The sequence below is a fragment of the Geodermatophilus amargosae genome (assembly GCF_900116515.1).
GTDB classification, from domain to species: Bacteria; Actinomycetota; Actinomycetes; order Mycobacteriales; family Geodermatophilaceae; genus Geodermatophilus; species Geodermatophilus amargosae.
In genome coordinates, this window is sequence record NZ_FPBA01000003.1 from 202,375 (window position 1) to 215,404 (window position 13,030).

General features: G+C 75.9%; 13 protein-coding genes and 1 pseudogene. 10 read left to right on the plus strand and 4 right to left on the minus strand.

Annotated elements, in window-relative coordinates:
• Positions 1-72: 72 nt before the first annotated feature.
• A complete protein-coding gene (locus tag BM414_RS06190; protein WP_093578556.1) occupies positions 73-1,554 on the plus strand; it encodes an amino acid permease in 1,482 nt (493 codons plus the stop codon).
• Between the two features lie 52 nt (positions 1,555-1,606).
• Here BM414_RS06190 and BM414_RS06195 read toward each other — a convergent pair whose 3' ends face one another.
• Positions 1,607-2,113 (minus strand): MarR family winged helix-turn-helix transcriptional regulator, encoded by a 507-nt coding sequence (locus tag BM414_RS06195; RefSeq protein ID WP_093578557.1) that lies wholly within the window; start codon positions 2,111-2,113, stop codon positions 1,607-1,609.
• A 90-nt stretch (positions 2,114-2,203) separates the two neighbouring features.
• On the opposite strand from BM414_RS06195, the gene BM414_RS06200 reads away from it, so the two are divergent.
• The 5 genes from BM414_RS06200 to BM414_RS06220 all read left to right on the plus strand — a co-directional run bounded on the left by BM414_RS06200 (position 2,204) and on the right by BM414_RS06220 (position 6,720).
• The gene (locus tag BM414_RS06200) at positions 2,204-3,115 is read left to right on the plus strand and encodes an EamA family transporter (protein WP_093578558.1); all 912 of its coding nucleotides are present in this window, start codon (positions 2,204-2,206) and stop codon (positions 3,113-3,115) included.
• A gap of 134 nt (positions 3,116-3,249) precedes the next feature.
• On the plus strand, positions 3,250-4,506 hold the full coding sequence (locus BM414_RS06205) for an NRAMP family divalent metal transporter (protein WP_175551449.1): 1,257 nt from the start codon (positions 3,250-3,252) through the stop codon (positions 4,504-4,506).
• Positions 4,507-4,520: 14 nt separating this feature from the next.
• Entirely contained in the window at positions 4,521-5,273 is a 753-nt protein-coding gene (locus BM414_RS06210) for a LamB/YcsF family protein (protein ID WP_217644571.1), read from the plus strand.
• A complete protein-coding gene (locus BM414_RS06215) occupies positions 5,273-5,884 on the plus strand; it encodes a 5-oxoprolinase subunit B family protein (RefSeq protein WP_093578760.1) in 612 nt (203 codons plus the stop codon). Before BM414_RS06210 ends, BM414_RS06215 begins: the two co-directional genes overlap by 1 nt.
• A complete protein-coding gene (locus BM414_RS06220; protein WP_093578559.1) occupies positions 5,881-6,720 on the plus strand; it encodes a 5-oxoprolinase subunit C family protein in 840 nt (279 codons plus the stop codon). Before BM414_RS06215 ends, BM414_RS06220 begins: the two co-directional genes overlap by 4 nt.
• A gap of 27 nt (positions 6,721-6,747) precedes the next feature.
• Here BM414_RS06220 and BM414_RS06225 read toward each other — a convergent pair whose 3' ends face one another.
• Positions 6,748-8,346 (minus strand): ABC transporter permease, encoded by a 1,599-nt coding sequence (locus BM414_RS06225; protein ID WP_093578560.1) that lies wholly within the window; start codon positions 8,344-8,346, stop codon positions 6,748-6,750.
• The gene (locus BM414_RS06230) at positions 8,346-9,269 is read right to left on the minus strand and encodes an ABC transporter ATP-binding protein (protein ID WP_093578561.1); all 924 of its coding nucleotides are present in this window, start codon (positions 9,267-9,269) and stop codon (positions 8,346-8,348) included. Before BM414_RS06230 ends, BM414_RS06225 begins: the two co-directional genes overlap by 1 nt.
• A gap of 71 nt (positions 9,270-9,340) precedes the next feature.
• On the opposite strand from BM414_RS06230, the gene BM414_RS06235 reads away from it, so the two are divergent.
• Positions 9,341-9,850, plus strand: coding sequence for a GbsR/MarR family transcriptional regulator (locus tag BM414_RS06235; RefSeq protein ID WP_093578562.1), 510 nt, complete (start codon positions 9,341-9,343; stop codon positions 9,848-9,850).
• Between the two features lie 43 nt (positions 9,851-9,893).
• Here BM414_RS06235 and BM414_RS06240 read toward each other — a convergent pair whose 3' ends face one another.
• Positions 9,894-11,354 carry a benzaldehyde dehydrogenase gene (locus BM414_RS06240; protein WP_093578563.1) on the minus strand — a complete coding sequence of 487 codons (1,461 nt, stop codon included), beginning with the start codon at positions 11,352-11,354 and terminating at the stop codon, positions 9,894-9,896.
• Between the two features lie 241 nt (positions 11,355-11,595).
• On the opposite strand from BM414_RS06240, the gene BM414_RS30635 reads away from it, so the two are divergent.
• The 3 genes and pseudogenes from BM414_RS30635 (at position 11,596) to BM414_RS30640 (ending at position 13,023) form a co-directional block, all read left to right on the plus strand.
• A complete protein-coding gene (locus tag BM414_RS30635; RefSeq protein WP_245784526.1) occupies positions 11,596-12,015 on the plus strand; it encodes a hypothetical protein in 420 nt (139 codons plus the stop codon).
• A gap of 2 nt (positions 12,016-12,017) precedes the next feature.
• Positions 12,018-12,401 (plus strand): annotated as a pseudogene (locus BM414_RS31735) (DUF222 domain-containing protein); the annotation flags it as partial.
• Between the two features lie 430 nt (positions 12,402-12,831).
• Positions 12,832-13,023 (plus strand): hypothetical protein, encoded by a 192-nt coding sequence (locus tag BM414_RS30640; protein ID WP_163474822.1) that lies wholly within the window; start codon positions 12,832-12,834, stop codon positions 13,021-13,023.
• The last annotated feature ends 7 nt before the right edge of the window (positions 13,024-13,030 follow it).

The following is a 13,030-nucleotide window of genomic DNA, read 5'->3' on the forward strand; positions in this document are numbered from 1 at the left end:
CAGGCTCGCGGCGGGACCCTGCAGGGAGGCCTCCAGCAGGCGGGCGCGTCCCGCCCGACCTAGCGTCCCCGCGTGGACCTGTTCCGGACGAAGTCCGTCGAGGCCGTGCGCGCGGACACCGGGGAGGGCACCGAGGCACCCGACGGGGCCGGGCACCTGCGCAAGCGGCTGTCGGCCCGGCACCTGGTCGGCATCGGCATCGGCATCGTGATCGGCACCGGCATCTTCACGCTGACCGGCGTCACGGCGAAGCAGAACGCGGGGCCGGCGGTGGTGGTCTCCTTCGCCGTCGCCGGCCTGGTCGCCCTGCTGGCCGCGCTCTGCTACGCCGAGCTCGCCTCCGCGGTGCCGACGGCGGGCAGCGCGTACACCTACGCCTACGCGACCGCCGGCGAGGTCGTCGCGTGGATCATCGGCTGGGACCTGTTCCTCGAGTTCGCGCTGGGCGCCGCCGTCGTCGCCCGCGGCTGGTCGGGCTACGTGGGCAACCTGCTCGACCTGCCGCCGTCGCTGTTCGGCGAGACGTCCACGGTGAACGTCGGGGCGGCCGCCGTCGTCGTGGCGCTCACCCTCGTCGCCGTGCTGGGCATCCGGGAGTCGGCGCGGGTCACCGGCGTGCTCGTGGTGGTCAAGGTGGCCGTCTGCGTGTTCGTGATCGTCGCCGGGGCGTGGTTCGTGCGCGGCGCCAACCTCACGCCCTTCGTCCCGCCCGGCGAGCCGGCCGAGGGCGGCAGCGGGCTGACCCGGCCGCTCATCGAGGTGGTCGCCGGGCTCGAGCCCGTCGCCTTCGGCGTGGGCGGCGTGCTGACCGCGGCGGCCGTCGTCTTCTTCGCCTACACCGGCTTCGAGGCGGTCGCGAACCTGTCCGAGGAGACCCGGCGCCCGGCGCGCGACGTCCCGATGGGCCTGCTCGGCACCCTCGGCCTGGCCACCGCGCTCTACGTCGGCGTCGCGTTCGTGGTGGTCGGGATGGTCGAGTACCGCGACATCGACGAGGGCGCGCCGATCGCCGACGCCTTCGACCAGGTGGGCCTCGGGTGGGCGTCGTCCCTGGTGTCGATCGCCGCGGTGGCCGGCCTGACCTCGGTGATCCTGGTCGACCTGATCACCATCGGCCGCATCGGCTTCGCCATGGGCCGCGACGGCCTGCTGCCGCAGTCGGTGGCCCGGGTCAGCCCCCGCACCGGCACCCCGGTACGGGACACCCTGCTGTTCGCCGGCCTGGTGCTCGTGCTGGCGACGTTCGTGCCGCTGGGGACGCTGGCCGACCTGGTGAGCATCGGCACGCTGTTCGCGTTCCTGCTCGTGTCGGTCGCCGTCGTCGCGCTGCGGCGCACCCGCCCGGAACTGGAGCGCCCGTTCCGGGTGCCGCTGTCCCCGGTGCTGCCGCTGCTGTCCGCGCTCGCCTGCCTGTACCTGATGCTCAACCTCAGCATCGAGACCTGGCTGCGCTTCCTGGCGTGGCTCGCCCTGGGGCTGCTCGTCTACGCCGGCTACGGCTACCGCAACTCCCGCGTCCGCGCGGCCGCCCGGACGGGCGCCCGCCCGCGCTGAGCCCGCCCCCCCCCCCCCCCCCCCCCCCCCCCCCCCCCGGCGGCGGGCGCCCTCAGTCGCCGGCGTGCTCCTCGACGGAGGCGAGCAGGTCGCGCAGCAGGTCGTCGAGCCGCCGCACCGCGGCCGGTGACATCCCGGCCAGCAGGCGCTGCTGCTCGGCCAGCCCGGCGGTGACGGCCTCGTCGACCAGAGCCCGGCCGGAGTCGGTGAGCCGCACGATCAGCGCACGCCGGTCGGCCGGGTCCGCGGCGCGCACGAGGTGCCCGGCCCGTTCCAGCCGGTCCAGCCGGCTGGTCATCCCCCCGCTGCTGAGCATCAGCGCCCCGGTGAGCCGGCCGGGCGAGAGGCCCTCGGACCCACCGGCCCGGCGCAGCGTCGCCAGGACGTCGAAGTCGGCCCGGGTGATGCCGAAGCGGGCGTAGCACCGCTCCTGCGCGTCCCCCACCAGCCGGGCGGTGCGGTAGACGCGGCCGAAGACGGCCATCGCCGTGGTGTCGAGGTCGGGGCGCTCCCGCGCCCACTGCCCGACGATCTCGTCCACACCGTCCCGGTCGGCCATGAGGCGATCCTCGCACATCGCACGGTGGACAGATTCTCGATGCCGAGTATCTTGGAGTCGAGATACATTCGATCGAGGGACGGAGCCGACATGGCGACCACAGCGCAGGAGCCGACGGCCGTCCTCCCCGGGGCTCCCGCGGCCCCCCGGCGGCGCTCCCGGACCCTCTGGACGCTGACCGCGCTCACCGCGGTCGCTCCCGTCACCTGGGGGACGACGTACGTCGTCACCACCGAGTGGCTGCCGCCCGACCGCCCGCTGCTGGCCGCCACGGTGCGGGCACTGCCCGCCGGGCTGCTCCTCGTGGCCGCCGGCCGAGTGCTGCCGCGCGGCGCCTGGTGGTGGAAGGCGGCGGTGCTCGGCACGCTGAACATCGGCGCGTTCTTCGCGCTGCTCTTCGTCGCCGCCTACCGGCTGCCCGGCGGGGTGGCCGCGGTGCTCGGGGCCGTCCAGCCCCTGGTGGTGGCCGCGCTCGCCCTGCCGCTGCTCGGGCAGCCGCTGCGCGTCCGCACGTTCGTCCTCGGTGCGACGGGCGTGGCCGGGGTCGCGCTCGTGGTGCTCACCGACTCGGCCCGGCTCGACCCGCTCGGCGTCCTCGCCGGGCTGGTGGCCACCGCGTGCATGGGCACCGGGGTGGTGCTCACCAAGCGGTGGGGCCGGCCCGTCCCGGTGCTGGCGTTCACCGGCTGGCAGCTCGCCGCGGGCGGCCTGCTGCTGCTCCCGCTGGCCCTGGCCGTCGAGGGCCTGCCGACGACGGTCACGCCGGGCCAGGTGGGCGGTTTCCTGTACCTGGCCGTGGTCAACACCGCGCTGGCCTACGTGCTGTGGCTGCGCGGGATCGGCCTGCTGCCCGCCGACCGGGTGAGCTTCCTCGGGCTGCTCTCCCCCGTGGTCGCCGCGGCCGCCGGCTGGGTGCTGCTGGGACAGTCGCTGGGCGCGGTGCAACTGGCGGGGGTGGTCCTGGCGCTGGGCAGCGTCGTCGTGGCCCAGCGGGGTCGCTGACCGACGCCGGGCGCCCCGGCCGGTTCGCGTTGCCGCCGGCCGGCGGCCTGGCTAGCGTCCCCGGCGGCGGGCACGTCCGCCCGCTCCGCAGGACGCCCCGATCCGCACGCCTGCCGATCGCTCCTGGAGCGCCGATGTCGCATCCACCGGCCGACCGTCCCGTCGCCACCGAGGAGACCGCAGCGCCTCCCGGCGGGCGGATGTCGGCGAGCACCCGCTCCACCGTCCTGGGCGCGATGTTCCTCATGGCCACCTCGGCCATCGGGCCCGGCTTCATCACCCAGACGACGACGTTCACCGTCCAGCTCGGCGCCGCCTTCGCCTTCGCGATCGCCGTCTCGATCCTCATCGACATCGCGCTGCAGCTGAACGTCTGGCGGGTGATCGGCGTCTCGGGGCGGCGGGCGCAGGAGCTGGGCAACCTCGTCCTCCCCGGCCTCGGCTGGGTCATGGCCGCCTTCCTGGTCATCGGCGGCCTGGTGTTCAACGTGGGCAACGTCAGCGGCGCGGGCCTCGGCACCGACGCGATGTTCGGCCTGGACCCGAAGATCGGCGGCGCGCTGTCGGCGCTCGTGGCGATCGCCGTGTTCCTGAGCAAGCGGGCCGGGGTCGCCGTCGACCGGATCGTCGTCGTCCTCGGGCTGGCGATGATCCTGCTGACCACCTACATCGCCGTCACGTCCGGGCCGCCGGTGGGGACGGCGCTGCGCAACGTGGTCCTGCCCGACCAGGTCGACGTCCTGGCGATCACCACGCTGGTCGGCGGCACCATCGGCGGCTACATCGTCTACGCCGGGGCGCACCGGCTGCTGGACTCCGGCGTCACCGGCCCCGGGCACGTCCGGGACATCACCCGCGGCTCGGTCACCGGGATCATCGTCACCGGGATCATGCGGGTCGTCCTGTTCCTCGCGATCCTCGGCGTCGTGGCCGGCGGGGCGTCGCTCGACCCGGAGAACCAGGCGGCGTCGGCCTTCCAGCAGGCCGCCGGCGAGGCGGGGCTGCGGGTGTTCGGCGTCGTGCTGTGGGCGGCGTCGATCACCAGCGTCATCGGCGCCTCGTACACATCGGTGTCCTTCGTGACCTCGCGGACCCGCACCAGCGACCGCACGCGCACGCTGCTGGTGGTCGGCTTCATCGCCGTCACCACGCTGGCGTTCGTGCTGGCCGGTGCCGCGCCCACCACGCTGCTGGTGTTCGCCGGCGCCTTCAACGGCCTGCTGCTGCCGATCGGCATCGCCGTGCTGCTGTGGGTGGCCACCCGGCGGACCGACCTGCTCGGCGGCTACCGGTACCCGCGCTGGCTGCTGGTGGTCGGCTGGGTGGCGTGGCTCGGGACCATCTACCTCGCGGTCAACTCCGTCCGCCCCGTCATCGACCTGTTCGGCTGAACAGGATCACCTCCGTGGACCTCAACTCCGACCTCGGTGAGGGCTTCGGCCAGTGGACCCTCGGCGACGACGACGCCCTGCTCGGCGTGGTCACCAGCGCCAACGTCGCCTGCGGCTTCCACGCCGGCGACCCGGTGATCCTGCGCCGGGTGTGCGACCGGGCCGCGGCGGCCGGTGTCGCGATCGGGGCGCAGGTGGGCTACCGGGACCTCGCGGGCTTCGGCCGCCGCTTCGTCGACGTCGAGCCCGACGCCCTGACCCAGGACGTGCTGTACCAGGTCGGCGCGCTGGAGGCCTTCGCCCGCGTGGCCGGCACCCGCGTCCGCTACGTCAAGCCGCACGGGGCGCTGTACAACGCGATCGTCGCCCACGAGGAGCAGGCGGCGGCCGTGGTGCGCGCCGTCGCCGAGTACGACCGGACCCTGCCGGTGCTCGGCCTGCCCGGGTCGGCGTGGCTGCGGCTGGCGGCCGAGGCCGGACTGACCGTCGTCGCCGAGGCGTTCGCCGACCGGGCCTACACGCCGGAGGGGACGCTGGTGTCCCGGCGGCTGCCCGGCGCGGTGCTGCACGACGCCGGGGAGATCGCCCGCCGCTGCGTCGCCATGGCCACCGGGGAGCCGATCGCCGACGTCGAGGGCGGTGCGCTCCGGCTGGATCCGCAGTCGATCTGCGTGCACGGCGACACCCCCGGCGCGGTGGACATCGCCCGGCGGGTGCGGACGGCGCTGGGCGAGGCGGGGGTCGCGCTCGCCCCCTTCGCGCCGTGATGCGGGTGCTGCCCAGCGGCTCCACGGCCCTGCTGGTGGAGCTCGCGGACCTCGACGAGGTCCTCGCCCTGTACGCGGCGCTGGAGGAGGACCGGCCGGCCGGTGTCGTGGACCTCGTGCCGGCGGCGCGCACGGTGCTGGTGGTGACCGACCCCGCGGTGACCACGCTGGACGCCGTCGAGGCGGCGGTGCGGCGGACGACGCCCCGGCCCGGGCGCCGGGACACCGCGGAGCAGGTCGAGGTGCCGGTCGTCTACGACGGCGAGGACCTCGACGACGTCGCCGCGCACCTGGGCGTGGACCCCGGCGAGGTGGTGCGGCGGCACACCGGCACGGAGTGGACCGTCGCGTTCTCCGGGTTCGCGCCCGGGTTCGGCTACCTGACGCCGGCCGACGGCGCCTGGGACCTCCCGCGCCGCCCGTCGCCGCGCACCCGGGTGCCGGCGGGCTCGGTCGCCCTGGCCGGCGGGTTCACCGGCGTGTACCCGCGCGAGTCGCCGGGCGGGTGGCAGCTGGTCGGGCGCACCGACGTCGCGGTGTTCGACCTGTCCCGCGACCCCGCGGCGCTGCTGCGACCCGGGGTGCGGGTGCGCTTCGTGGCGGTGCCGTGAGCGCGCTGACCGTCGTGGCCCCCGGCCCGCTGACCACCGTGCAGGACCTCGGCCGCCCGGGGCTGGCCGGCATCGGCGTGGGCCGGTCGGGCGCCTGCGACCGGGCGTCGGCAGCGCTGGCCAACCGGCTGGTGGGCAACGAGCCGGGCGCGGCGGTGCTCGAGGCGACCTTCGGCGGACTGGTGCTGCAGGCGGAGGCCGACCTGCTGGTCGTCACCACGGGCGCGCGGTGCCCGGGCTCGGGAGTGCACGACGCCCCCGGCCTGCTGCGCGCGGGCAGCACCCTCGCGCTCGGGGCGCCGTCCGCCGGCCTGCGCACGTACCTCGCCGTCCGCGGGGGGATCGCCGTCGAGCCGGTGCTCGGCTCCCGCTCCACCGACCTGCTCGCCGGCCTCGGTCCCCCGGCGCTGCGGCCCGGCGACGTGCTGCCGGTCGGCGCGCCCACCGGCGACGTGCCGGGCGTCGACGTCGCCCCGGTGCCGGACCCGTCCGGAGGGGAAGTGGCCGTGCGGCTGCTGCCCGGCCCGCGCGGCGACTGGCTGACCTCCTCGGCGCTGGACGTGCTCGGGTCGGCGGCCTGGACGGTCACCGCCGAGAGCAACCGCGTCGGCCTGCGCCTGGACGGCCCGCGCCTGGAGCGCAGCGTGCCCGACGAGCTGCCCAGCGAGGGACTGGTGCGCGGTGCCCTGCAGGTGCCGCCGTCCGGCGCCCCGGTGCTCTTCCTCGCCGACGCGCCGGTGACCGGCGGCTACCCGGTGGCCGGCTACGTCGCCGACGACGACGTCGACCGCTGCGGGCAGCTGCGGCCCGGCCAGACCCTGCGGCTGCGCCGCTGACCCTGCACGTCCGCGGAGGGGCGCGGGTCAGCCGGCGACCAGGTCCCGGCGCCGGAAGCCGGCCAGACCGGCCCCGAGCAGCGCCGCGGCCAGGATGGTGAGGACGGCCAGCGGCACGGCCGCCGCGTCGTCGACCTGCACGAGCGGGGTCCAGGCCAGCGGGGAGGCGTCGTCGACCCAGCCCGGCCAGTCGAGGGAGCCGGCGAAGAACGCCATGACGGTGACGTAGGCGACGGCGGCCCAGGCCAGCGCCGCGGCCGGCCGGGGCAGCAGCCCCGACAGCGCGACGGCCAGGCCGGCGAGCACCCACACCGCCGGCAGGTACGCCAGGGTGGCGCCGAAGAGCCGGCCGAGCTCCGCGGAGTCGCCCGTGGCGAGCGCGCGGACCGTCCCCACGGCGGCCCCGGCGACCAGGAGCAGCAGGCTCGCCCCGGCCAGCGCCACGGTCGCGTGACCGGCCAGCCAGGCCACCCGGCCGGTCGCCGTGGCCAGCACCGGCTCCGCCCGCCCGGCGGCCTCCTCGGCGCGGGCGCGCAGCACCGACGACGCCGCGTAGGCGCCCGCCAGCAGCGCGGCCATCGACAGCGCGGTGGCCAGGTAGGCGTCGACCACGCTCGCGGCGTCGGGCAGGAACGCCCGGGCCTCGGGGTTGTCGCCGAAGAGCGTCTCCACCGACCCCGCCAGGCCGCCGAGGGCCAGGCCCAGGAGCGCCAGCCCGACCGTCCAGCCGGCGAGGGCACCGCGCTGCAGCCGGACGGCCAGCCCGAGGGGCGAGCGCAGCGACCGCGGCGCCGACGCCGGTCCCGGACGGGCCGCCAGCAGCCCGGACCCGAGGTCGCGCCGGTCGAGCAGGGCCACCGCGACGCCGAGCAGGACGGCGGTGGCCAGCAGGCAGAGCAGGAGCGGGAGCACCCGGTCGCCGGAGTACGGGTGGGTGGCCTGCGCCCAGCCGATCGGCGAGGTCCACGACACCCAGGAACCCTCGACGTCCCCCAGCGCCCGCAGCACGAAGGCGGCACCGAGGACGGTGACGACCGCCCCCTGGGCGGCCCTGGCACTGGCGCCCACCTGGACGGCGACGGCGGTCACGCCGGTGAAGACCAGACCGGCCGCGCCCACCGAGGCGCCGAGCAGGGAGGAGCCGCCGGCGGGCAGCCCCGTCGCGGTCGCCGCGGCCCCGATGGCCAGGGCCATGGCCAGGCACGCCGCCGCCGACACGAGGACGGCGGCCGTGAGCGGCGCGTGCCGGCCCACGCGGGCCGCGCGCACCAGCTCGGTCCGGCCGGCCTCCTCGTCGGCGCGGGTGTGCCGGCCGGTGGTCGAGGCGGCCATGAGGGCGGTGAGGACGACGACGAACGAGGAGATCTCGAACGCGACCGCGCCCGCCACGGTGTCCAGGCCGACCGGCGGGCCGGACAGGGCGATCGTCGCGGCGTTCGCGCCCACGGAGGCCGCGTAGGCGGCCAGGTCCTGCGGCGAGTCGTACAGCGCCTGGCTGGACACCGACTGGGTGGCCACCAGGCCCGCGCCGACCGCGATCCACACGGGCAGCCGCACGCGGTCCCGTCGCAGCGCGAACCGCACGAGGGTGCCGGTGCCGGCCAGGGACGTCCCGGGCGCGCGCATCACCGCACCGCCAGGGCCGGGGTGACGGCCTCGGCCGGGACGTCGTCGCCGTAGTGCCGCAGGAACAGCTCCTCCAGCGTCGGCGGCGCACTGACCAGGGACCGGACGCCGGAGCCGGCCAGCTGCCGGACGACGTCGTCGAGGGCGGAGGTGTCGACGTCCATGTGCAGCCGGCCGTCCCCGGTGCGCAGCCCGTGGACCCCGGGGAGGTCCGCCAGCCCGGGCACGGGACGGGCGGTGTCGACGCTGACCGACGTGCGGGTGAGGTGGCGCATCTGGGCGAGGGTGCCGCTCTGCACCGTGCGGCCATGCCGGACGATGGTCAGCCGGTCGCAGAGGTGCTCGGCCTCGGCGAGGACGTGACTGGACAGCAGCACCGTGCGGCCCTGGTCGCGCAGCGCGCGCACCTCGTCCTGGAAGGCGGCCTCCATGAGCGGGTCGAGGCCGGAGGTGGGCTCGTCCAGGACGAACAGCTCGGCGTCGGAGGCCAGCGCCGCCACCAGCGCGACCTTCTGCCGGTTGCCCTTCGAGTAGGTGCGCGCCCGCTTGCGCGGGTCCAGGTCGAAGCGCTCGAGCAGCTCGGCCCGGCGCGCCGGGTCCAGGCCGCCCTGCAGCCGACCCAGCAGGTCGATGGCCTCACCGCCGGTGAGGCCGGGCCACAGCGTGACGTCGCCGGGGACGTAGGCCAGGCGGCGGTGCAGCGCGACCGCGTCGCGCCAGGGGTCGCCGCCGAGCAGCCGCGCGTGGCCGCCGTCGGCGCGCAGCAGGCCCAGCAGCACGCGGATGGTGGTGGACTTCCCGGCCCCGTTGGGACCGAGGAAGCCGTGCACCTCCCCGGGCGCGACCTCGAGGTCGAGCCCGTCGAGGGCGCGGGAGGAGCCGAAGGTCTTGACCAGTCCGGAGACCGCGATGACAGGTGCCATGACCGAGCAAGCTACACACTTTTCACGAGTTCGTGAAGTGTGTTGAACGCGTGTCGGTTCGGCTATCGTGCATGCTGGAGGTGGTCGTGACCGAGGACGACGAGCAGATGGTCCTGCTGCGGTTCGTGGAGCGCTTCGCGCTCGTGCTGCGGGAGGCCGGCATGCCGCCCATGCCGGCGCGGGTGCTGGCCTTCGCGCTGGCCGACGACGCCGACCGTTACACAGCCGGGGACCTCGCGCGGGGGCTCGACGTCAGCCCTGCCGCCATCTCCGGGGCGGTGCGGATGCTCGTCTCGCTGCGGCTGCTGAGCCGCGAGCGCGAACCCGGCACCCGCAGCGACCTCTACGTGCTGGACGACCGGGACCTGTGGTCGCGCTTCATGGCCACGGAGCTGGAGACGCTGCAGCGCTTCGAGGAGGCCGCGGCGAGCGGCGTCGAGGTGCTCGGTGCACACCGGCCCGGCGGGCGCCGCCTCGCCGAGACCCGGGACTTCCTCGCCTTCCTCCGCGCGGAGATGGCCGCCGCCCTGGCGCGCTGGCCCGCGGAGCGGGACCGGCGGGCGGCCGCCCGGGAGGACTGAGCTCCTCCTCCGGGGCGACCGGCCCGCCGGGCCCGGCCGGCGATCAGAAGGGATACGCCGGGAGGTCGCCGCGCACGGTGACCCACTGCGTCTCGGTGAACGCCTCGATGTTGGCCTGCGGCCCGCCGTGCCGGGAGCCGGTGCCCGAGGCGCCGACGCCGCCGAAGGGCGCCACCGCCTCGTCGTTGACCGTCTGGTCGTTGACGTGCACCAGGCCGCTCGGGATCCGCTCGGCCAGCTCGAGGCCGGCGTAGACGTCGCGGGTGAGGATGCCGAGGCTCAGGCCGTACTCGGTGCCGGAGGCGAGCGCGGCGACCTCGTCGAGGCTGGAGAACGGCGTCACCGGCGCCACCGGGCCGAAGATCTCCTCCTGGTAGGCCGGGTGGTCGACGGCGACGCCGCCGAGCACGGTCGGCCGGTAGAACAGCCCCTCGTAGGTGCCGCCGGTGCGGACCGTGGCGCCCTTGTCGACGCTGGCGGTGACCAGCCCGTGCACCCGGTCGCGCTGGCCGGCGTCGATGAGCGGGCCGAGCGCCACCTGCTCGCGGAACGGGTCGCCGACCGGCAGCTTCTCCACCTTCTCGGTCAGCACCGCCGTGTACTCCTCGGCGATCGACTCGTGCACCAGGTGGCGGCTGGTGGCCATGCAGATCTGGCCCTGGTGGGCGAACGTGCCCCAGGCGCCCACGCTGGCCGCGGCCGTCACGTCGACGTCGGGCAGCACGATGAGCGCGGAGTTGCCGCCGAGCTCCAGGTGCGCCCGCTTGAGGTGCTGCCCGGCCAGGGCGCCCACGATCCGGCCGGCCCGCGTGGAGCCGGTGAAGGCGATGACCCGCACCTGCGGTGCGGTGACCAGCGCCTCGCCGACGTCGGCGCCGCCGGGCAGCACCTGGAACACGCCGGCCGGCAGCCCGGCCTCCTCGAAGACGCGCGCGAACACCGCACCGCCGGAGATCGCGGTGCGCGGGTCGGGCTTGAGGACGACGGCGTTGCCCAGCGCCAGCGCCGGCGCGATGGCGCGGATGGCCAGGATGGTGGGCACGTTGAACGGCGCGATGACGCCGACGACGCCGGCCGGCACGCGCCGGGCGAAGCTCAGCCGAGGCGCCCCGGTGCGCAGCAGCTCGCCGTACGGGTGGCTGGGCAGCGCCGAGGCCTCGTAGCACTCCTGGGCGCTGGTGTGGACCTGGAAGTCGCCGAAGGGCTGGATCGCTCCGGACTCCCGCGCCAGCCAGCCCTTGATCTCGTCGGCGTTGTCCTCGAGCACCTGCCCGGCCCGGCGCAGCACGCGGGCGCGCTCCTCGAACGGCGCCGCGGCCCACGCGCGCTGCGCCTCCGCCGCCCGCTCGGCGGCCGCCTGCACGTCGTCCGGGGTCGCCTTCCCCACTGGGGCGATGACGTCACCGGTGGCCGGCTCCACCGCGTCGTAGGTGCCGCCGGACCCCTCGGTCCAGCTGCCGGTCCAGACCCTGCCCTGCCACGCGCCGTCGTCCAGGAGTGCCACGTCGTCCCTCTCGTCGGAGTCCCTGTGGCGATCCTCGTCCAGGCCGCGTCCCGGCGCCGCGCCAGGGGTCGTCCGGATCCGTGGACAGGGAGCTGACCTGCGGACACGGGTCGCGGGAGCACGTCTGCGGCGGTGGACCTCATACGTGTGTTTCGGGTGATCTGGTCGGCGGTGACGTCCTCGACGACGTCGCCGTGCTGGTCGCCGAGGGCGACCGGATCGACGCCGCCCTCGCTCACCGGTGCGTGCCGCGGAACTGGCACGAGCGCCGGAGCGCGACGGGCCGGAGTCGACGGCGTCGGGGGTGCGCGACCACCGCCGCCTGTGGGCCGCCGGGGCCTCGCGGCTCCTGCGGAACGGGCGGGCGCTGGAGCACCTGCCGGCGCTCGGTCAGGCACACGACGCCGGTCTCGTCACGGCCGGGCAGGTGGCCGAGGCGGCGCGAGCGGTGACGCCGGAACGACTGGCCGCTGCGGCGGCGGCCGGCGTGGACCTCGCGGTGATCGACGCGGTGTTCACCGGGGTCGCCGTCGAGCAGCCGCACGCCGACCTGGCACAGGTCGTACAGCGCTACCTCGACGACCTCGACCCCGACGGCCCCGACCCCGACGGCCCCGAACCCGACGGTCCCGAACCCGACCCACCGAACAGCGGTCGCTGACCCTGGCGAGGCACGCCGACGGCAGCCTGTCGATCCGCGGCGTTCCCGACCCCGTCGGTGGCGAGGAGTTCGCCGTTGCGCTCGAGTCCTCCACCCAGGTCGACCGCCCAGCCGGCGATGAGCGCACCCGCGCCCAGCGCCTCGGCGACGCCCTCGTGCAGTCGTGCGACGACGACCTCGCCGCCGGCGACCTGCTGACGATGCGGACGGTCGAGCCACACGTCGCTGCGCGCATCGACCTCGACGACCTCGCCGACCCCGCCACCGGCAGGAGCGCCGCCACCCTCGGATCCGGTGCGGTCATCTCCGCGGCGAAGGCCCGCCGGCCGGCCTGCGACGGCACCGTCTCCCGCGTCGTGTTCGGCCCCGACGGCGTACCCCTCGACCTCGGCCGGGAGCACCGCCTCGCCGACCACCACCTCCGCCACGCCGTCGAACTCCGCGACGGCGGATGTGTGTTCACCGGGTGCTCCGCCCCGACCTGGTGGGCCGACGTCCACCACCTCGTGCACTGGATCGACGGCGGCGAGACCTCACTCGACAACTCGGCCCTGCTCGGCGAACGGCACCACACCAAGGTGCACCACGGCTTCCGCGTCGAACGACGACCGGACCTCCGGACGACCGGTGGCACACCTACGGCCCGACGGCTCCGAGATCGCCACCCCGGCACCGCTGCTGGCCCCGGTCGCCTGAACAGCGTGGGCAGTCGAGTGGCCACGGTCCGGAGACGACGCGCCGTGTCGACCGGCCGGCGCCGCGGCACACGAGGGATCGGTCCGGGATGTGCGCGGCGGACACCTAGCGTCCTGCGGCATGGGAGACGGGGACACGTACTGGGACGGTGTGCGACGTCGGCTCGTGTTCGCCGTCCTCGTCGGCCTGGGTGCCGCTGCACTCCTCTACTGGCTCGAGGACGACGTGACCGCGACGGTCCTCGTGGGCCTCGTGACCTCGCTCAGCGTCGCGCTGGTGCCCAGTCCCCGGGAGCCCGCCCAGCCGGTGTGACCCCGGC